Annotated in this window: 18 protein-coding genes; 5 read left to right on the top strand and 13 right to left on the bottom strand. The window is 73.0% G+C overall.

The features are described from left to right. The first annotated feature begins 17 nt into the window (after positions 1-17). From AACH11_RS14050 to AACH11_RS14035, 4 genes are read left to right on the top strand one after another with little or no spacing between them, the layout of a single operon-like run. Positions 18-875 carry a branched-chain amino acid ABC transporter permease gene (locus tag AACH11_RS14050; protein WP_341374867.1) on the top strand — a complete coding sequence of 286 codons (858 nt, stop codon included), beginning with the start codon at positions 18-20 and terminating at the stop codon, positions 873-875. Then, positions 872-1924: a branched-chain amino acid ABC transporter permease gene (locus AACH11_RS14045; RefSeq protein ID WP_423228747.1), complete on the top strand. Its 1053-nt coding sequence runs from the start codon at positions 872-874 to the stop codon at positions 1922-1924. Before AACH11_RS14050 ends, AACH11_RS14045 begins: the two co-directional genes overlap by 4 nt. After that, positions 1921-2637 (top strand): ABC transporter ATP-binding protein, encoded by a 717-nt coding sequence (locus tag AACH11_RS14040; protein WP_341374865.1) that lies wholly within the window; start codon positions 1921-1923, stop codon positions 2635-2637. Before AACH11_RS14045 ends, AACH11_RS14040 begins: the two co-directional genes overlap by 4 nt. Before the next feature lie 2 nt (positions 2638-2639). Continuing rightward, positions 2640-3344: an ABC transporter ATP-binding protein gene (locus AACH11_RS14035; protein WP_341374864.1), complete on the top strand. Its 705-nt coding sequence runs from the start codon at positions 2640-2642 to the stop codon at positions 3342-3344. Positions 3345-3433: 89 nt separating this feature from the next. Here AACH11_RS14035 and AACH11_RS14030 read toward each other — a convergent pair whose 3' ends face one another. From AACH11_RS14030 to AACH11_RS13990, 9 genes are all read right to left on the bottom strand, one after another. Beyond that, positions 3434-4888 (bottom strand): NAD-dependent succinate-semialdehyde dehydrogenase, encoded by a 1455-nt coding sequence (locus tag AACH11_RS14030; protein ID WP_341374863.1) that lies wholly within the window; start codon positions 4886-4888, stop codon positions 3434-3436. A gap of 43 nt (positions 4889-4931) precedes the next feature. Beyond that, complete coding sequence (locus AACH11_RS14025) at positions 4932-5936, bottom strand: Bug family tripartite tricarboxylate transporter substrate binding protein (RefSeq protein ID WP_341374862.1); 1005 nt, start codon at positions 5934-5936, stop codon at positions 4932-4934. Between the two features lie 104 nt (positions 5937-6040). Next, positions 6041-6907 (bottom strand): 4-hydroxy-2-oxoheptanedioate aldolase, encoded by an 867-nt coding sequence (hpaI, locus tag AACH11_RS14020; protein WP_341374861.1) that lies wholly within the window; start codon positions 6905-6907, stop codon positions 6041-6043. Positions 6908-6922: 15 nt separating this feature from the next. After that, entirely contained in the window at positions 6923-7726 is an 804-nt protein-coding gene (hpaH, locus tag AACH11_RS14015) for a 2-oxo-hept-4-ene-1,7-dioate hydratase (RefSeq protein WP_341374860.1), read from the bottom strand. Positions 7727-7782: 56 nt separating this feature from the next. After that, the gene (locus AACH11_RS14010) at positions 7783-8235 is read right to left on the bottom strand and encodes a 5-carboxymethyl-2-hydroxymuconate isomerase (RefSeq protein ID WP_341374859.1); all 453 of its coding nucleotides are present in this window, start codon (positions 8233-8235) and stop codon (positions 7783-7785) included. 45 nt (positions 8236-8280) lie between these two features. Continuing rightward, positions 8281-9204 (bottom strand): 3,4-dihydroxyphenylacetate 2,3-dioxygenase, encoded by a 924-nt coding sequence (hpaD, locus tag AACH11_RS14005; RefSeq protein WP_341374858.1) that lies wholly within the window; start codon positions 9202-9204, stop codon positions 8281-8283. A gap of 40 nt (positions 9205-9244) precedes the next feature. Then, positions 9245-10717 (bottom strand): 5-carboxymethyl-2-hydroxymuconate semialdehyde dehydrogenase, encoded by a 1473-nt coding sequence (gene hpaE, locus AACH11_RS14000; RefSeq protein ID WP_341374857.1) that lies wholly within the window; start codon positions 10715-10717, stop codon positions 9245-9247. A 130-nt stretch (positions 10718-10847) separates the two neighbouring features. Continuing rightward, positions 10848-11675 (bottom strand): fumarylacetoacetate hydrolase family protein, encoded by an 828-nt coding sequence (locus tag AACH11_RS13995; protein WP_341374856.1) that lies wholly within the window; start codon positions 11673-11675, stop codon positions 10848-10850. Beyond that, positions 11672-12355, bottom strand: coding sequence for a fumarylacetoacetate hydrolase family protein (locus AACH11_RS13990; RefSeq protein WP_341374855.1), 684 nt, complete (start codon positions 12353-12355; stop codon positions 11672-11674). The genes AACH11_RS13995 and AACH11_RS13990 overlap by 4 nt, the downstream gene beginning before the upstream one ends. 303 nt (positions 12356-12658) lie before the next feature. Here AACH11_RS13990 and hpaR point away from each other — a divergent pair, with 303 nt between their 5' ends. Continuing rightward, complete coding sequence (gene hpaR, locus AACH11_RS13985) at positions 12659-13264, top strand: homoprotocatechuate degradation operon regulator HpaR (RefSeq protein WP_341374854.1); 606 nt, start codon at positions 12659-12661, stop codon at positions 13262-13264. A gap of 143 nt (positions 13265-13407) precedes the next feature. On the opposite strand, the gene AACH11_RS13980 is transcribed toward hpaR, so the two are convergent. The 4 genes from AACH11_RS13980 to AACH11_RS13965 all read right to left on the bottom strand — a co-directional run bounded on the left by AACH11_RS13980 (position 13408) and on the right by AACH11_RS13965 (position 17508). Next, entirely contained in the window at positions 13408-15033 is a 1626-nt protein-coding gene (locus AACH11_RS13980) for an L-fuculose kinase (protein WP_341374853.1), read from the bottom strand. Between the two features lie 8 nt (positions 15034-15041). Beyond that, on the bottom strand, positions 15042-15383 hold the full coding sequence (gene rhaM / locus AACH11_RS13975) for an L-rhamnose mutarotase (RefSeq protein ID WP_341374852.1): 342 nt from the start codon (positions 15381-15383) through the stop codon (positions 15042-15044). Between the two features lie 74 nt (positions 15384-15457). Next, complete coding sequence (locus tag AACH11_RS13970) at positions 15458-16468, bottom strand: ABC transporter permease (RefSeq protein WP_341374851.1); 1011 nt, start codon at positions 16466-16468, stop codon at positions 15458-15460. Next, a complete protein-coding gene (locus tag AACH11_RS13965; protein WP_341374850.1) occupies positions 16465-17508 on the bottom strand; it encodes an ABC transporter permease in 1044 nt (347 codons plus the stop codon). The genes AACH11_RS13970 and AACH11_RS13965 overlap by 4 nt, the downstream gene beginning before the upstream one ends. Positions 17509-17525: the final 17 nt, after the last annotated feature.

The raw sequence follows: 17525 nt of genomic DNA, 5'->3' as shown, positions 1-17525 counted from the left end.
GACGGACGGACCGAGCGATGGACCTCGTGCTGCCCTTCGTCGTCTCCGGGCTCGGCATCGGTGCGGTCTACGCGCTGTCGGGTGTCGGCCTGGTCGTGCTGTTCCGCGCCTCGGGCGTGCTGAACTTCGCCTTCGGCGCCATCGGTGCGGTGGGCGCCCATGTGGCCTGGTCCATCCTGCAGGACGAGGGCAGCCAGGCCGCGGCCTGGGGCGCGGCGATCGCGGTGTCCACCGTGATCTCGCTGGCCTATGGCCGCCTGCTGGCGCCGCGCCTGTCGCAGCGGGAGGTCACCATCCGCAGCATCGCCACGCTGGGCCTGGCCTTGATGTTGATGGGCCTGACCGAATGGGGCTGGGGCGAGGGCCCGCGCCGCCTGGTGCTGCCCACCGATGCCGACGGCCTGGAACTGGGCGACGTGCGCCTGACCTGGACCCGCGTGCTGGGCCTGGCGGCGGCCGTCACGATGATGGCCGCCGTCGGCGCGCTGCTGGCGCGCACCCGCGTGGGCCTGCGCATGCGCGCGCTGGCCGATGACCGGGGCCTGAGCGCGGTGCTGGGCGTCGACGTGATCGGCGTCGACACGCTGGCCTGGATGCTCAGCGGGGCCTTCGCCGGCGTCTGCGGGATGCTGCTGGCCAACATCGTGCGCCTGCAGCCCACGCTGCTGACCTTCCTGGTGATCCCGGCCTTCGCGGCGGCCATCGTCGGGCGGCTGCAGTCGCTGCCGGTGACGGTGGCCGCGGGCGTGCTCATCGGCGTGCTGGAGGCGGTGGCCATCCTGCTGCCCGGTGTCGCGCCGCTGCGCACGGCCGTGCCCTTCCTGGTGGCGCTCGGCGCCATCCTGTTCTTCCGCAACACGACCCGGAAAGCCTGATGTCGACCCTGACTTCCGCGGCCCTGCCGCTGCAGGCCATCGGGCCTGCCCTCGGCGCACATGCCCGCGCGCGCCGGCGCCAGCACCTGGGGCTGGCCGTCACGCTGCTGGCGCTGGCCGTGCTGCTGCCCTGGCTGTGCAACAGCTACTGGCTCAAGACCTTGACGTCCGCGCTGACGCTGTCGGTGGCCGTGGCGGGCGCCGCTCTGCTCTATGGCCAGCTGGGGCTGGTCAGCCTGTGCCAGTTCGCGCTGGTGGGCGTGGGCGGCTGGGTGGCGCTGCGTCTGTCGCTGGGCTTCGGCCTGGCGTTCGAACTGTGCGTCCTGGCCGCCGGTGTGCTGGCGAGCGTGGCCGGCATGGTGGCCGGTCTGCCGGCGCTGCGCCTGAAGGGCCTGTACCTGGCGCTGGTGACCCTGATGATGGCGGGTGGCTACCAGGTGCTGGTCAGCGCCACCGGCTTTCCCGATGGCGGTCCCGGCTGGCTGGGCAAGGCGCAAGGCACCGGCCGCCTGATGATGGCCCGCCCGCGCTGGGCCGAGGACGACGCGGCCTATCTGGTCTGCGTGCTGGCGTGGCTGGGCGCGGTGCTGGCGCTGATCGAGTGGCACCGCTGCACGCGGCCGGGCCGCGCCTGGGCGCTGATCCGCCGTGGTGAGGCGGTGGCCACCGGGGCCGGCGTCTCGGTGCTGGGCTACCAGAGCTGGGCCTTCGGCCTGGCCGGCTTCTGTGCCGGGGTGGCCGGGGCCTTGCTGGCCGGCGGGGTGGGGCAGCTCGATGGGCGCGCCTTCGGCGCCAGTGAATCGGTGATGCTGTTCGCGCTCACCGTGGTGGGCGGGGCCTGGCACTGGCTGGGCACCGTGCTGGCCGGGCTGCTGCTGCGCGCGGTGCCGGCGCTGCTGACCGAGTGGGGCGTCAACGGCTTCCTGGCCCAGGTCTTCTTCGGTGCGGCGCTGCTGCATGCGCTGGTGACGGCGCCGCAGGGCATCGCCGGCCAGTGGCTGCAGGGCCTGCAGCGGCTGCGCACCCTCGTCCGCGGAGGCCGCGCATGATCCGCCTGCAGGACATCACCGTGCAGTTCGGCGGCCTCAAGGCCATCGATGGCCTGAGCGCCGAGCTGGACGCGCCGGTGTGCGGCCTGATCGGCCCCAACGGCGCGGGCAAGACCACGCTGGTCAATCTGCTGAGCGGGCTGGTGACCGCGCGCAGCGGCCGGGTGCAGATCGATGGCACCGATCTGCTGGCGCTCGGCCCGCTGCAGCGCGTGCGCTGGGGCCTGCGCCGCAGCTTCCAGACCGAGCAGGTGGTGGAGGACCTGACGGTGTGGGACAACGTGCGTGCCGTGCTCGACCACGTGCCCGCCGAGCGCCGCCACCCACGGGCCAGCGTCGCCGACGAGATCGCCGAGGTGCTGCACTACACCGGCCTGGCCGCCGAGGCCGCCACGCCGGGCCGGGCGCTGGACCTGTTCCAGCGCCGCATGCTGGAGCTGGCCAAGGCGCTGGTGGGGCGGCCGCGGCTGCTGCTGCTCGACGAGCCGGGCGCCGGCCTGGACGAGCGGGAGTCGGCGCTGCTGCGCGCCGCGCTGCGCGGCGTGCAGGCCTTCCGCGGCGCGCAGGTGCTGCTGATCGACCACGACGTGGACCTGATCGCCGCCACCTGCCCGCAGACGCTGGTGATGGATTTCGGCCGCCGGCTGGCGCTGGGGCCGACCGCGCAGGTGCTGTCCGATCCGGACGTGCGCCGCGCCTACCTGGGAGCCTGAGGATGTTGCGGATCGAGAATCTGGTGTTGGCGCGCGGTGGCAAGCGCGTGCTGCACGGGGTGGATCTGGTCGCCCGTCCGGGCGAGATCACCGCCCTGGTCGGCGCCAACGGTGCCGGCAAGTCCAGCCTGGTGATGGCGGTGGCTGGCGCGTTGCCGCTGGACTCCGGCCAGGTGACGGTCGACGGCCAGCCGCTGGCCGGCCTGAGCCCGGACCGCGTGCGCGCCCTCGGCGTGGCCGTCGTGCCCGAGGGCCACCGCCTGCTGGGCGAGCTGAGCGTGCTGGACAACCTGCGCGTGGGCGCCACCCAGCGCCCGGCGGCCGAGGTGCGCGGCGCCATCGACGAGGTGCTGGAGCGCCTGCCCGAGCTCAAGGCCAAGCTGGATGCCCCGGGCCGCGCGCTGTCCGGCGGCCAGAAGCAGATGGTGGCGGTGGCGCAGGCGCTGCTGTGTCGCCCGCGCTACCTGATCGTCGACGAGCTCTCGCTGGGCCTGGCGCCGCTGGTGGTCAAGCGCCTGGCGGGCCTGCTGCAGGAGGTGGCGGCCGCGGGCACCGGCGTGCTGCTGATCGAGCAGTTCACGACGCTGGCGCTGTCCATCTCGCGCCAGGCGGGCGTGATGGTGCGCGGGCGCATGGCCTGGGCCGGCGCCTCGCAGGACCTGATCGACCAGCCCGCGATCCTGACCCGCAGCTACCTGGGCAGTTGAGCGGTGGGGCGGCGGGCCCACGCCCTGTGGCGCCCGGGCCCGGCACCACGCCGCCACGCCGGCATGCCGGCGTGGCGACCTTCAGGCGTTCAGGCCATGCACAGGTACTTGGTGTCCAGGTACTCGTGGATGCCCAGCAGCGAGCCCTCGCGGCCCATGCCCGATTGCTTGATGCCGCCGAAGGGCGCCACCGCGGTCGAGATGACGCCGGTGTTGATGCCCACCATGCCGGCCTCGATGGCGGCGGCCACGCGCCAGACGCGCTGGACGTTGCCCGCGTAGAAGTAGGCGGCCAGACCGGATTCGCTGGCATTGGCCAGCGCGATGGCCTCGGCCTCGGTCTCGAAGCGCAGCAGCGGGGCCACCGGGCCGAAGATCTCCTCCTGCGCGATCCTCATGTCGGGCGTCACGCCGGTCAGCACCGTCGGCTGCCACCAGGTGCCGCCGAGGGCGTGGCGGGCACCGCCGACGGTGGCGGTGGCGCCGCGCGCCAGCGCATCGCCCACCAGCGCCTCGACCTTCTCGAGCGCCGCCAGGTCGATCAGCGGGCCCTGGGCCACGCCCGGCTCCAGCCCGTTGCCCACGGGCAGCGCGGCCACGGCGGCGCTCAGCCTGTCGGCGAAGGCCTCGTGGACGCCGGCCTGCACCAGCAGGCGGTTGGCGCAGACGCAGGTCTGGCCGCTGTTGCGGTACTTGCTGGCGAGTGCGCCTTGCACGGCGGCGTCCAGATCGGCGTCGTCGAAGACGATGAAGGGCGCGTTGCCGCCGAGTTCCAGCGACATCTTCTTGAGCGTCGGCGCGCACTGCGCGGCCAGCAGGCGGCCGATGCCGGTGCTGCCGGTGAAGCTGAGCTTGCGCACCACCGGGCTGGCCGTCAGCGCACCGCCGATGGCGGTGGCCGAGCCGGTGACCACGCTGAAGACGCCGGCCGGCACCCCGGCGCGCAGCGCCAGCTCGGCCATGGCCAGCGCCGACAGCGGCGTCTGCATCGCCGGCTTGACGATGATGGTGCAGCCGGCGGCCAGGGCCGGCGCCACCTTGCGGGTGATCATCGCCGCCGGGAAATTCCAGGGCGTGATGGCCGCGCACACACCCACCGGCTCGCGGGTGACGACGATGCGCTTGTCGGGCCAGGGGCTGGGGATGACCTCGCCGTAGACGCGGCGCGCCTCCTCGGCGAACCACTCGATGTAGGAGGCCGCGTAGGCGATCTCGCCACGCGCCTCGGCCAGCGGCTTGCCCTGCTCGCGGGTCATCAGCAGGGCCAGGTCGTCCTGGTGCTGCAGCATCAGCTCGAACCAGCGGCGCAGGATGCGGCCGCGCTCTTCCGCGGTGCGGCCGCGCCAGGCCGGGAAGGCGGCCTCGGCGGCGGCGATCGCCCGTGCGGTCTCGGCGGCGCCGGCATCGGGCACGCGGGCCAGGCGCTCGCCGGTGGCCGGATCGGTGACGTCGGCCATGCGGCCGTCATCGGCGGCGCACCAGTGGCCGTCGATCAGCATCCGCTCGCGCAGCAGGGTGGGGTCGTTCAGGGTCGGAGGGCTCATGTCGGGGATGCGCAGTCAGGGGGGTGGGGTGGGCGGTGGGGTGTCAGTCCAGCCGGAGATCGAGTTCCTTGATCAGCGCGCCCCAGCGCTGGCGCTCGGCCAGCGCGAAGCGCTGCATCTGCTCCGGCGTGGACGACAGCACCTCGACCCCCAGCGCCTGGAAGCGGGCCTTGACGAAGGTGCTGTCCTGCGCGGCGCGCAGCGCCTGGTTCAGGCGGGCGATGTGGGCCGCGGACGCGGCGGCCGGGGCCGAGAGGCCCTGCCAGGCGAAGGCCTCGAAGCCCTTGACGCCCTGCTCCTGCAAGGTCGGCACCTCGGGCAGGGTCTTCATGCGTTGGGCGGTCGAGACGGCCAGCGCGCGCACGCGGCCGCTGCCGATCAGCGCCATGCCACCGGCCGACTCCACCAGCATGAAGGGCAGCTGGCCGCCGGCCACGTCCTGCAGGGCCGGTGCCGCGCCGCGGTAGGGCACATGGTTGCCCTTGAGGCCGAGCTGGCGCAGCAGCAGTTCGGTGGCCAGGTGATGTGGCGTGCCGGCCCCCGGCGAGCCGAAGCTGACCCCCGGCGGCTGGGCCTTGATCCAGGCCACCAGCTCCTTGAAGCTGCGGGCCGGATGCTGCGGGCCAACGACCACGATCAGCGGAAAGCGCACCAGCAGGCCGACGCTGCTCAGGTCACGGTCGGCGTTGTAGGGCAGGCGGCCGTAGAGGAAGGGGTTGCTGGCCAGGGTGGCGAAGTCACCGGTCAGCAGCATGTGCTCGGGGTCGCGCGACTTGGCCACGTGGTCGGCCGCGATGTTGGTCGCGGCACCGGGCTTGTTGCTGACGACGATGGTGCGGCCCAGCTGCCGGCCCATCGCATCGGCCACGGTGCGGGCGACGACGTCCGAGCCGCCACCGGCGGCCATGCCGACCACCCATTCGATCGGTTTGTCGTCGGCGGCCCGTGCGGCCCCGGGGATGGCCAGCGTGGCCAGGGTGGCGAGGGCTGCGGCGGGCGCCAGGGTCAGCAGGCGGCGGCGCTGCGGGGCGGGCATGGCTTCGGACATCAGGGTCTCCTGTCGGGCGCGGGGCGCCGGTGGGGGCGGTCTGGGCATGCGGCGGCCCGACCCGCCCCGTGCGGCAGGCCGCCTGGATGTCGAGGCAGGGGGACTCAGTAGGGGCTGCTGGCGGCCGTGGCGGTGGTCGGCATCTGCTCTTGCGCCTGCGCGGCGCCGCTGGCCTGCGGCGGCAGCCCGTCCAGGCCGCCGCGCACGTCGGCGAACTGCTCGCGCAGCTGCAGCGCGGCGCGCACCAGCAGGCTGGTGTCGACGCCGATGGCGACGAACTGCGCGCCGGCCTCCAGGCAGCGCCGTGCGGTGGCCACGTCGGCACTCAGCACCCCGGCGGCCTTGCCGGCGGCCCGCACCGTGGCGATGCCGTCCAGGATGGTGCGTTGCACGTCCGGATGGTGGGGCTGGCCGCGCAACCCCATCGAGGCCGACAGGTCGGCCGGGCCGAAGAACACGCCATCCACCCCGTCGGTGGCCGCGATGGCCGCCAGCTGCTCGATCGCCTGCACGGATTCGGCCTGCACCAGCAGGCACATCTGCTCGTCCGCGCGGGCCAGATAGTCGTCGATGCGGTTCCAGCGTGAGGCGCGGGCCAGGGCCGCACCCATGCCGCGGATGCCGTGCGGCGCGTAGCGCATGGCGCTGACCATGCGGGCGGCCTGTGCCGGCGTGTCGATCATCGGCACCAGCAGCGTCTGCGCGCCGACGTCCAGGTACTGCTTGACGAGCGCGACATCGGCCTGCACCGGCCGCACCACCGGCTGCGCGCCGTAGGGCGCGACGGCGCGCAGCTGCTCCAGCACCGTGCGGGGGTCGTTGGGTGCGTGCTCGCCGTCGAGCAGCAGCCAGTCGTAGCCGGTGGTGGCCAGCGCCTCGGCCGCATTGGCGTCGGCCAGGCCGACCCACAGGCCGATCAGCTGCCGGCCGGCGCGCAGCGCGTCGCGGAAGGTGTTGCGGGGGATCTGCATGGTGAGCCCGGCCCCTCAGACGAAGCGGAAGGCGACGCTGCCCAGCGGGCCGTAGTCGACATGGAAGCTGTCGCCGGCGGCCGCCGGCGTCGGCCGGGTGAAGCTGCCGGCCAGCACCACGTCGCCGGCCTTCAGGCATTCGTCGTACGGGGCGATCTTGTCGGCCAGCCAGGCCACGCCGGTGGCCGGGTGGCCCAGCACGCCGGCAGCCAGGCCCGTCTCCTCGATGACGCCGTTCTTGTGCAGCATCGCGCCGACCCAGCGCAGGTCCACCGCATCGGGCCTGACCGGCCGGCCGCCCATCACGATGCCGGCATTGGCCGCGAAGTCGCTGATGGTGTCGAAGACCTTGCGCGGCCTGCCGCTCTCGCGGTCGAACTGCTCGATGCGGGCATCGATGATCTCGATGGCCGGCACCACGTAGTCGGTGGCGCGCAGCACGTCGCACACGGTGATGCCGGGGCCCTTCAGGTCGCGGTTCAGGATGAAGGCCAGCTCCACCTCGACGCGCGGTGCGATGAAGCGCTCGATGGGGATGTCGCCACCGGCGGCGAAGAACATGTCGTCCATCAGCGGCGCGTAGTCGGGCTCGGTGATCTGGCTGGACAGCTGCATCGCGCGCGAGGTCAGGCCGATCTTGCGGCCCTTGATCGTGCGGCCGGCGGCCAGCTCCAGCGCCACCCAGGCGCGCTGGATGGCGTAGCCGTCCTCGATGGTCATGCCCGGATGGCGGGCGGAGAAGTGACGCAGCGGCGTGCGCGTGCCGCGGGCCTGGCGCAGCTCGCGGGCCAGGGCCTGGATGGTGTCGTGGGGCAGCATGGGAGGCGGAATGAGGGGTGTCGGACAGGGGCCGGAGCGTGGCCGTGCGGGGGCGCTCAGGGCCGTGCGAACAGCGGGTGCAGCGAGCTGGTCTTCTCGTCGTAGACCTCGGGGCCTTCGTCGATCTGCAGCGTCAGGCCGAGCTGGCCGTGGTCGAGCAGCGGCTGCAGATGGGCACGGGCGATGGCGCCGAGGGCCTGGCCGACCTGCCGGTGCACGGCCGGGCTGCGGCCGCGGCCCATGCGCAGGTTCAGGTAGACGAAGCCGTAGTCGCCGCTGCCGCCGGCCGCGCGGCCGGCCGCACCGCCGTCGGCCACGGCCCAGTGGGTGGCCGGGTAGGCCAGCACGCGCACCCCGCCGGGCGGGAAGACGGGCCGGTGGGCCTCGTCGCGCTGGGCCCGCATGCCGTCGGCCAGGGCGCCGCACAGGCCGCCGATGTCGGCGCCCTGCGGTGCGCCGTCGAAGGCCCGGTCGAGGTTGGCCGTGTAGAGGATGACGAGGTGGGGCATGGCTGCTGGGGTGTCGGGCCGGCGTTCAGGACAGGACGGGCCGGATCACAGCCGTGATTCCGGGCGCGCGCCGGTGGCCGCGCTGGCCTGGGCCGCCGGGATGGCGCCGCCGGTCTGCGGCGTGACCGGCAGGATGGCGTTGATCTGGCCGGTGCCCGAGGCGCCGAAGTAGGGCGTGACGACCTCGGCGCGGCCGTCGTAGTCACTCCAGCCCAGGGCCCCCAGCAGCATGGCCGTGTCGTGCATGAAGCCCTCGCCATGGCCCTTGACCGCGTACTCGGGCAGCATGGCGCAGAAGTCGGCCCATTCGCCGCGTTCCCACATGCCGACCACGTCGTGGTCCAGGCGCTCCAGGAAGGGGCTCCAGATCTTGAACGCGAACTCGGGGGCCAGGCCGTTCTGCGCGAAGCGGTGGCTGAGCGAGCCGCTGGCCAGGAAGGCCACCGTGCCGTCGTAGTGGTCCTCGACCGCGCGGCGCATCGCCCAGCCCAGGCGGGCGCTGTCGTTCAGGTAGTGGCCGGTGCACAGCGCCGAGACGCTGATGACCTTGAACCGCTGGTCGGCGTTCATGTAGCGCAGCGGCACCAGCGTGCCGTACTCGGGGGCCAGGCTGGTGTCCGGGTGGGCCAGCGTCTCCACACCCATCGCGTTGGCCGTCTCGGCCAGCAACTGGCCCAGCTGCGGGTTGCCGGGCGCCTCGAAAGCCATGTTGGCGATGAAGTGCGGCAGCTCGTTGCTGGTGTAGATGCCCTTGAAGTGGGGCGCGCAGTTGACGTGGTAGCTGGCATTGACCAGCCAGTGGGTGTCGAACACCACCAGCGTGTCGACGCCGGCCTCACGGCAGCGGCGGGCGATCTCCTGATGGCCCTCGATGGCGTCGGCGCGGGTGCCCTTGCGCGGGCCGGGCAGCTCGCTGAGGTACATCGACGGCACGTGGGTGATCTTGGCGGTCAGGGCAAGGCGTCCCATGGGGTGTCTCCGGTACGGGTGCAGGACGGACGGGCGGTGCTCAGGCCACGCCCCAGTGCGGGATGTGGTGGCTGCCCATCGAGACGGCCACGTTCTTCGGCTCCAGGAAGACCTCGTAGCTCCAGGTGCCGCCTTCGCGGCCGGTGCCGCTGGCCTTGGTGCCGCCGAAGGGCTGGCGCAGGTCGCGCACGTTCTGGCTGTTGACGAAGCACATGCCGGCCTCGATGCCGGCGGCCACGCGGTGGGCCTTGCCGATGTTCTCGGTCCAGACGTAGCTGGACAGGCCGTAGGCGATGTCGTTGGCCTTCGCGATGGCATCGGCCTCGTCCTCGAACGGGATCAGGCAGGCCACCGGGCCGAAGATCTCGTCCTGCGCGATCTTCATGCGGTTGTCGACATCGGCGAACACCGTGGGCCAGACGAAGTTGCCCTTGCTCAGGTCGCCGGCCAGGGCCGGCGCGTAGGCCGGGCGGTCCACGCCACCGCACAGCAGCGTGGCGCCTTCCCTGGGGCCCAGCTCGATGTAGCTGCGCACCTTGGCCAGGTGGGCCGGGCTGATCATCGGGCCGACGATGGTCCTGTCGTCCAGCGGATCGCCGACGGTGATGCGCTTCGCCCGCTCGGCGAACTTCGCCGCGAAGTCCGCGTAGATCGTGCGTTGGACCAGGATGCGGCTGCCGGCGGTGCAGCGCTCGCCGTTGTTGGAGAAGATCATGAAGATCGCGGCGTCCAGCGCGCGCTCCAGATCGGCGTCGGCGAAGATCACGAAGGGGCTCTTGCCGCCGAGCTCCATGCTGAACTTCTTCAGGCCCGCGCTGCGCACGATGCGGTCACCGGTGACGGTGGAGCCGGTGAAGCTGATGGCGCGCACATCGGGGTGGGCCACCAGCGGCTCACCGGCATCGCGGCCGTAGCCGTGCACGATGTTGAGCACGCCGGCCGGGATGCCGGCCTCCAGTGCCAGCTCGCCCAGGCGGGCGGCCGTCATCGGTGAGAGCTCGCTCATCTTCAGCACCGCGGTGTTGCCGAAGGCCAGGCAGGGGGCCACCTTCCACGTGGCGGTCATGAAGGGCACGTTCCACGGGCTGATCAGCGCGCACACGCCCACCGGGTGCATCAGCGTGTAGTTCAGGTGCGTGGGCGTGGGGTAGGTGTGGCCGTCCACCCGCGTGCACATCTCGGCGAAGTAGTGGAAGTTGTCGGCCGCGCGCGGTACCAGCTGCTTGCCGGTCTGGCTGATGGACTGGCCGGTGTCCTGGGTCTCGGTGCGGGCCAGTTCGGGCACGTGGCGGGTGATCAGCTCGCCGAGCTTGCGCATCAGGGCGGCGCGCTCGGTGGCCGGGCGGCCGGCCCAGGCGGGGAAGGCCGCCTTGGCGGCGGCCACGGCGGCGTTCACCTCGTCGGTGCCGCCGGCGGCCACCTCGGCCAGCGGGGCCTGGGTGGCGGGGTTGACGGTGACGAAGGTCTCGCGGCTGTCGACCCGCTGGCCGTTGATCAGGTGCTGGATGCGCATGGGGATTCCGGTTGGGTTCAGGGTGCGGGCGTCGGCGCTCGAGGCGTGGCGGCCCGAGGCACGGGCGCGTGGGCGACGCCACACCCGCGCGGGAGGGATGGGATGGCCCGAAGGGCTGGACGGGCGCGGCTCAGGCCGTCGCCGGGCTGTCCGCAAGGCCGAAGGCCGCGTCGCCGAGCAAGGTGTTGTCGAGGGCGCCGATGCCGTCGATCTCGCAGCGCACGGTGTCACCCGCCTGCACGTCGACCACGCCGTCGGGCGTGCCGGTCAGGATCACGTCGCCCGGCTGCAGCGTCATGAAGCCGCTCAGGTAGGCGATCAGCTCGGCCACGCCGTGCACCATGTCGGCGGTGCGGCCCTGCTGGGTGATGCGGCCGTTGACACGGGTGCGCAGCGTCAGCGCCTGCGGGTCGGGCACCTCGCTGGCGGGCACGAACCAGGGGCCCAGCACCGTGCCCCCGTCGCGGTTCTTCACCCGCAGATTGGGGCGGTACCAGTTCTCCAGGTAGTCGCGCACCGCGTAGTCGTTGCACACGGTGTAGCCGGCCACGTGCGCGAGCGCGTGCTCGGGCGGCACCCGCCGCGCCGTGCGGCCGATCACCACCGCCAGCTCGCACTCGTAGTGCATGAAGGCGACGCCGGCCGGCCGCCGGGTGTGGCCACGGTGGCCGATCAGGCTGCCCGGGCCCTTGAGGAAGACCAGCGGCTCGTCCTTGGCGGTGACGGTCAGCTCCCGGGCCAGCTCCTTGACGTGGTCGGCATAGTTGAGGCCGAGCGCGATGATCGTGCCGACCTCGAACGGCGGCAGCCAGACGGCCTGGTGGCCGTCGATCACGCGGCCGTCGGCCAGCCGGATGCGTGCGGTGTCGTCCTCGCCTGCGGCCGCCGGCAGCGGCGTGGCGGTGTGGATCGCGCCGTCCCAGGCCACGCGGGCCGTGCGTTGGGTGGGGCGGTTCATGCCGTCTCCTCGACCAGCGGGTTGTCGAGCCGGCCCAGGCCGGGTGCGGTGATGCTCATCATCTGGCCCGGCAGGGCGACCGGCGCATCGGCGGCGATGCCCAGCAGCAGCACGTCGCCGGGGCTCAGCGTCATGAAGCCGCTGACCTCCGACAGCAGTCGGGCCGCGCTGCGGATGCGGCCGCCGGTGCGGCCTTCCCAGACGGGCTGGCCGTCGATCCGCAGCGTCAGCGGCAGGTCGTCCGGATCGGTGAGGGCCGTGGCCGGCACCGGTGCGGACAGCGGGCAGAAGCCGTCGCGTGCCATCTGGCGCACGGCCGGGCGGTAGTGGCGGCCGGGCCCGTCCATCGGCAGGCACAGGTCGTTGCCGAGCAGCCAGCCGGCCACATGGGCCAGTGCCTGCTGTGGCGACACCCGGCACGCCGTGCGCCCGATCACCAGACCGAGGCAGGCGCCGGTGCGCACGCCGGTGGCCGGCACGGCGATCGCCTCACCCGGTGCGGCGCGCGTGTTGCGCGGGCGCACGGCCAGCACCGGGTGCCGGGGCGGCGCCTTGTAGGGCGGCTGATGCAGGGCATCGCCGAGGGCGCTCAACTGGCGCGGATCGTTGAGCAGGGCGCTGTAGACCACGCCGCTGAGGCGGGGCAGGGGCGCGGACATCGGGTCAGGGTGCAGGCTCATGGCTTCAATTACTAAGACATGAGCAATCTAATTGCTAAGATGTGAGTGTGTCAACCGGGGCGGCCCTGGGGCTCTGGTGTCGCCGGGCGGCGGGCGGTCGGCGTGACCTGCCGCAGGGCGCGCGGACCGGCTCACGACGGCCGTGGTGGCGGGGCCGTCACGCGACGCGTCCGTCGCCGTGCGTGGCGTTCGCTAAGATGTGAACGTCCGTCCGGACACGCCCGACACACCGGACCTGCCGGGCGCCCGCCCCCGGCGCGTTCCGCCCCGAGCCCCGGCCGCCTGGTGCGGCCCTGCCCCGACATGCCCAGAGCCCGCAGCCCCAAGCCCGCCGCACCGTCCGATGCCCGGCCAGCCGTCCGCCGTGCCGTCGCGCGCACGTCCGCGGCGATGGACAGCCCCGCGGCCGAGGCGCCGCACGATGCCGGCGGCCCGGCCCCGGTGGTGGCGCCATCGACCTTCCGCCACCGCAACCTGCCGCTGCTGCTGCTGCAGGCGCGCGAGGGCGTGATGGCCCGCTTCCGGCCCATCCTGAACGCGCACGACATCACCGAGCAGCAATGGCGCATCGTGCGCGCGCTGCTGGAGCACGGCCCGATGGAGCCGCGCCAGATCGGCGCCATCTGCCGCATCTCCAGCCCCAGCCTGGCCGGCGTGCTGGCTCGCATGGACGACCTGGATCTGGTGCAGCGCGAGCGCCTGCCCCAGGACCAGCGCCGCGTGATGGTGACCCTGACCGAGCGGAGTCACCTGCTGGCACGCCGGATGGCGCCCGAGATCGAGGCCGCCTATGCCGCGATCGAAGCGCACATCGGGGCGGAGTTCATCGACCGCTTCTATGGCGCGTTGGACGAGCTGAACCAGTTGTTGGGCAGCATTCCGTCAGAGGGGACGGACGAGGGCGAGTGAGTGCCCGGGTCGCACCATGGCACGCGGTATCAAGGTGCGTGCAGCGGCGGGCACGCCTGTCCGCGTGACGGTGCAGGCCGCAAGGCGCGTTGCCTCGGCCCTTGGCCGTCAGCCGTCAGCCATCAGCCATCAGCCCTCGACCGTCAGCCCGACACCAGCGCCAGCCACGCCTGCGCATCGGCCGACAGCGCCTGCGCCGGTCCGCCTTCCGCCGCCGCGATCCGCTGCAGCGGATGCGCCGGTCCGGCGCTGGACGCTGTCGTTTCCGCGGTCCAGCCCGCCAGCAGCCACGCCCCGCGGGCCGTCCCCTCCACCGGATCCGTGCACCGCAGCAGCGGTCGCGGATGCAGCGCCGCGGCCAGGGCCGCACAGCACGCCGGGTTGTGCGCCAACGGTCCTTCCAGGATCACCGGGCTGTCGACCGCGCGCTGCCCGGCCAGCTCGCCGATCAGCAGGGCGATGACCCGTGCGCAGTACAGCGCGGCCAGCGCGGGGCGCAGCTCGGTCGGCACCTGGCGGATGGCTTCCATGCCGCCGGCCTGCACCTGGCCGTGGCGCAGGATCTGGCCGCGCTGGCCCAGGAAGGGCCCGCCGCTGTCGGCCCAGGCGGGCAGGGCGCTCCAGCCTTCGGCCAGCACGCGGGACAGGTTCTGTTCGGTGGCGAGTGCGGGATCGGCGCCGGCGCACAGGGCGGCGAACTCGCGTCCGCCCATGAACCGTGCGGTGGGCACGGCCCGGCCGTCGACGGCCACGTTGACCAGCTCGTCGCGTTCGGGCACCAGGCGGGCCGTCGGCGCGCCGGGCGCCATGATGACGGTCCAGGTGCCGCTGGAGACGACGGTGGCGTCGGGGTGGTGCCGCAGGTGGCGGGCCAGGCAGGCGTTGCTGTCGTGCACGCCTGCCAGCACCTCCAGTTCAGCGGACAGTCCCCAGGCCCGGGCCCGTTCGGGGCGCAGCCGGCCCACCGTCTCCCAGGCCTGGGCCTGGGGCGCGAAGCGGGCGGCCAGGCCCGCGGCCTGGGCCCAGTCGCTGTAACGGCCGTGTTCAGGGGCCCAGAGGCCGGTGTGGCAGCCGAGCGATGACACCTCGCTGCGCGCCGCACCGCTGAACCACCAGGCCCAGTACTGCGGATAGGGCAACCAGTGGCGCAGGCCCTGCAGGCGGGCCGCGTGGCGGCGCTGCAGCCAGGCCAGCTGGCGGCCGGCGTTCAGGCCTTGCGGCAGCGGCGGTGTGCCGTGGTGGCCGAAATTGGCCAGCGAGGCCTCGAAGCCCGGCGTGTCGTCGCCGTAGCCGTCCCATTCGTAGTCGATCGGCGGCAGCAGCAGGTCGTCGTCACCCAACGCACAGAACGCGGCGCCGTGCGTGGTGGTGATCAGGCGGGCGGGCTGTTGCGCGGCCGTCAGCGTGGGGCCGAGGGCGCGCAGCGCGCCGTCGATCCAGTCGCCCAGACGCTGCACGCCGAGGGCCCGGTAGCCGTCGGCCGCAGGGCTGTCCGGTGGCGTCCAGTCGACCGAGGCATTCGGGCACTGCGCGTGCCACAGCTCGGCGCCCTGGGCATCGATCAGCAGCAGCTTGGCGTTGCTCTTGCCGATGTCCAGCACCAGCGTGCTGCCGAGCGCGCGGGGCGGCGCGGCCGCGGGGCCGGGGGTGTCCGGGGTGTCCGGCGTGGAGGCCGGAGGCACGGCGGCGGACGTCGTCTCCCGGCTGGCCGGGCGGGACAGCGCACGGCGCCGGGTGCCGGCATGATCAGGGGGCAGGCTGCGGGCCATCGCGGGCATCAGTCCAGGTGGAACAGGCAGGGCAGGGCTTCGGCCACCGGGGCGCCGTCGGGGTGGGTGCGCATCAGGTCGGCCATGTGGGCCCACCAGCGGCGCATCACCGGGTGCTCGGGCAGGCGGTCCATGGTGTGGCCGGGGATGCGGCGCAGGACGGCGAACAGGGTGTGCGTCGGCTCGTCCAGGAAGATGCTGTAGTCGGCGATGCCGCTGTCCTTGAGCAGCGCGACCAGCTCGGGCCAGATCATGTCGTGGCGGCGCTTGTACTCGTCGACCGCGCCGGGGTTCAGGAACATGCGGAAGGCGTACTTTTCAGTCGCGGCCGGCAGGATGGGGGCGGACATGGGGCGCAGGATGGGTGTTGGGTGGAAGATCCCGGCGCCCGGCGTGCGGGCGCATCGGCTCAGGCCATGCGGGTTCAGGCCGCGTTGCCGGCCGCGGTGCCGGTCGACTTGGGCCGGCGCAGCGCGCGCAGCCAGGCGCCGTACTGCGCCCAGCGCGGCAGCACCATCGCGCCGACCAGCAGCGCGCCGACGACCATGGCCATCACGATGCCGCTGACGTTGAGCATGCCGAGGGCGAAGGTGAAGCTGCCCAGCAGGATGGTGGCCAGCAGCACGCCGATGATGCTGCCGCGCCCGCCTTCGATGGCCACGCCGCCGAGGATGACGATGGTCACCGCCTCCAGCTCCCAGCCCGAGGCCAGGTTGGGCCGGGTGCTGCCGATGCGCCCGGTCAGCTGCACCGCGGCCAGCGCGGCCATCATGCCCGCGCCGATGAACAGCGCCATGCGGTAGCGGTCGACGGCGATGCCGGAGAAGCGTGCGGCCACCGGATTGGCACCGATCGCGTAGATGCGCCGGCCGTGCACGCTGCGGTGCTGCAGCAGGCCGTAGCCGATGACGGCGATCACCATGACGCCGAACTCGATGGGCACGATCATGCCTTCGATGCCCAGCAGATCGCCCAGCGTGCCGTTGCCCCAGGTGCTCAGCCATTCCGGGTAGCCGGTGATGGCCTGGTCGCCGAGCGCGACCTGGGCCAGCCCGCGGTACAGCGACAGCGTGCCGATGGTCACCACGATGGACGGCAGCTGCCAGCGCGTGACCAGCCAGCCGTTGAGTGCGCCGCAGGCGATGCCGGTGCCGAGCGCCGCGGCCAGCATGCCCGGCGCACCGGCGCCCGCCTGCATCGCCGTGCCCATGGCCAGCGAACTGAGGGCCATGATGGCGGCGATCGACAGGTCGATCTCGCCGGCGATCACCAGCAGCGCCATCGCCAGCGCGATCAGCGCCTTCTCCGACATGTTGGTGGTGCTGTCGGCCAGCGCGTACGGCGATAGGAAGCCGTCGATCGCGTTGCCGAAGCCGAGGTAGACGGCCAGCACCAGGCCGACCAGCACACGTTCCCAGGTGGCGAAGGCTTTCATGCGGCGGCTCCGTGGGCAGGGGTGACGGGCGCTGCGGTGCGCTCCTGGGGTTCGAGGATCTGGCGGCCGGCGCTGCGTTGCGAGCGCGCGTTCAGCGCCACCGAGACGAGGATGACGGCACCGGCGATCGCCTGCTGCCAGAACGGCGAGACCTGGATCACCGGCAGTGCGGCATTGACCACGCCGATGAACAGCACGCCCAGCAGCGCGCCGCCCACCGTGCCCACCCCGCCGCCGATGCTGACGCCGCCGATCACGCAGGCGGCGATCACCGTCAGCTCGAAGCCCGAGGCCAGCTCGGTGAAGGCGATCGCGTAGCGGCCGACCCACAGCAGCCCGGCCAGGCCGGCCAATGCGCCCGACAGCGTGTAGGCCAGCACCAGGCGCTGGCGCACCGGGATGCCCGCATACAGCGCGGCATGCGGGTTGCCGCCGTAGGCGTAGAGCTCGCGCCCCTCACGCCGCCAGCGCAGCAGCCAGACGCTGAAGGCGATGACGGCGAGCGCCGCCCACACCAGCATCGGCAGGCCGGCGAGCGTGTCGCGCGGCAGCGCCTTGATCAGCGGATGCACGTCCTGGTCATTGACCCAGGCGCCACCGCTGGCCACGAAGATGGCGCCGCGGTAGACCGACATCGTGCCCAGCGTCACCACGATGGACGGCAGCAGGAAGCGCGTGATCAGCCAGCCGTTGAGCCAGCCGAGTGCCGCCCCGATGGCCAGCGCGGCGGCGATCAGCCCCGGCAACGGCAGGGCCGGCACGGCCTTGCCGAGCAGGGCCACCAGCATGCCGGTCAGCGCCAGGTTGGAGGCCACCGACAGGTCCACGCCCCGCGTGAGCAGCACCAGCATCTGGCCCATGACCAGGATGGCGAGGATGGCCGAATCGTTGGCGATGTCGAGCGCGTTGCGCAGCGTCAGGAAGACCGGGGCGCGCAGGCCGACGGCCAGGGCGATGGCGAGGATGATGGCCGCCAGCACCCATTCGCGTCGCAGGGCGAGGCGGGGTGGGCCGGCGGGCCGGGTCGGGGCAGTGGACATGGGATCGATTCAGGCGA

The organism is Pseudaquabacterium rugosum (genome assembly GCF_038066575.1).
GTDB lineage: Bacteria > Pseudomonadota > Gammaproteobacteria > Burkholderiales > Burkholderiaceae_C > Pseudaquabacterium > Pseudaquabacterium rugosum.
This window is presented reverse-complemented; position numbering and strand designations above follow the sequence as displayed.

Bases quoted from the DNA above. Each gene is read 5' to 3' on its own strand.
- AACH11_RS14050 (WP_341374867.1), top strand. From the start codon at position 18: ATGGACCTCGTGCTGCCCTTCGTCGTCTCCGGGCTCGGCATCGGTGCG.
- AACH11_RS14040 (WP_341374865.1), top strand. From the start codon at position 1,921: ATGATCCGCCTGCAGGACATCACCGTGCAGTTCGGCGGCCTCAAGGCC.
- AACH11_RS14035 (WP_341374864.1), top strand. From the start codon at position 2,640: ATGTTGCGGATCGAGAATCTGGTGTTGGCGCGCGGTGGCAAGCGCGTG.
- AACH11_RS14030 (WP_341374863.1), bottom strand. From the start codon at position 4,888: ATGAGCCCTCCGACCCTGAACGACCCCACCCTGCTGCGCGAGCGGATG.
- AACH11_RS14025 (WP_341374862.1), bottom strand. From the start codon at position 5,936: ATGTCCGAAGCCATGCCCGCCCCGCAGCGCCGCCGCCTGCTGACCCTG.
- hpaI (WP_341374861.1), bottom strand. From the start codon at position 6,907: ATGCAGATCCCCCGCAACACCTTCCGCGACGCGCTGCGCGCCGGCCGG.
- hpaH (WP_341374860.1), bottom strand. From the start codon at position 7,726: ATGCTGCCCCACGACACCATCCAGGCCCTGGCCCGCGAGCTGCGCCAG.
- AACH11_RS14010 (WP_341374859.1), bottom strand. From the start codon at position 8,235: ATGCCCCACCTCGTCATCCTCTACACGGCCAACCTCGACCGGGCCTTC.
- hpaD (WP_341374858.1), bottom strand. From the start codon at position 9,204: ATGGGACGCCTTGCCCTGACCGCCAAGATCACCCACGTGCCGTCGATG.
- hpaE (WP_341374857.1), bottom strand. From the start codon at position 10,717: ATGCGCATCCAGCACCTGATCAACGGCCAGCGGGTCGACAGCCGCGAG.
- AACH11_RS13995 (WP_341374856.1), bottom strand. From the start codon at position 11,675: ATGAACCGCCCCACCCAACGCACGGCCCGCGTGGCCTGGGACGGCGCG.
- AACH11_RS13990 (WP_341374855.1), bottom strand. From the start codon at position 12,355: ATGAGCCTGCACCCTGACCCGATGTCCGCGCCCCTGCCCCGCCTCAGC.
- hpaR (WP_341374854.1), top strand. From the start codon at position 12,659: ATGCCCAGAGCCCGCAGCCCCAAGCCCGCCGCACCGTCCGATGCCCGG.
- AACH11_RS13980 (WP_341374853.1), bottom strand. From the start codon at position 15,033: ATGGCCCGCAGCCTGCCCCCTGATCATGCCGGCACCCGGCGCCGTGCG.
- rhaM (WP_341374852.1), bottom strand. From the start codon at position 15,383: ATGTCCGCCCCCATCCTGCCGGCCGCGACTGAAAAGTACGCCTTCCGC.
- AACH11_RS13970 (WP_341374851.1), bottom strand. From the start codon at position 16,468: ATGAAAGCCTTCGCCACCTGGGAACGTGTGCTGGTCGGCCTGGTGCTG.
- AACH11_RS13965 (WP_341374850.1), bottom strand. From the start codon at position 17,508: ATGTCCACTGCCCCGACCCGGCCCGCCGGCCCACCCCGCCTCGCCCTG.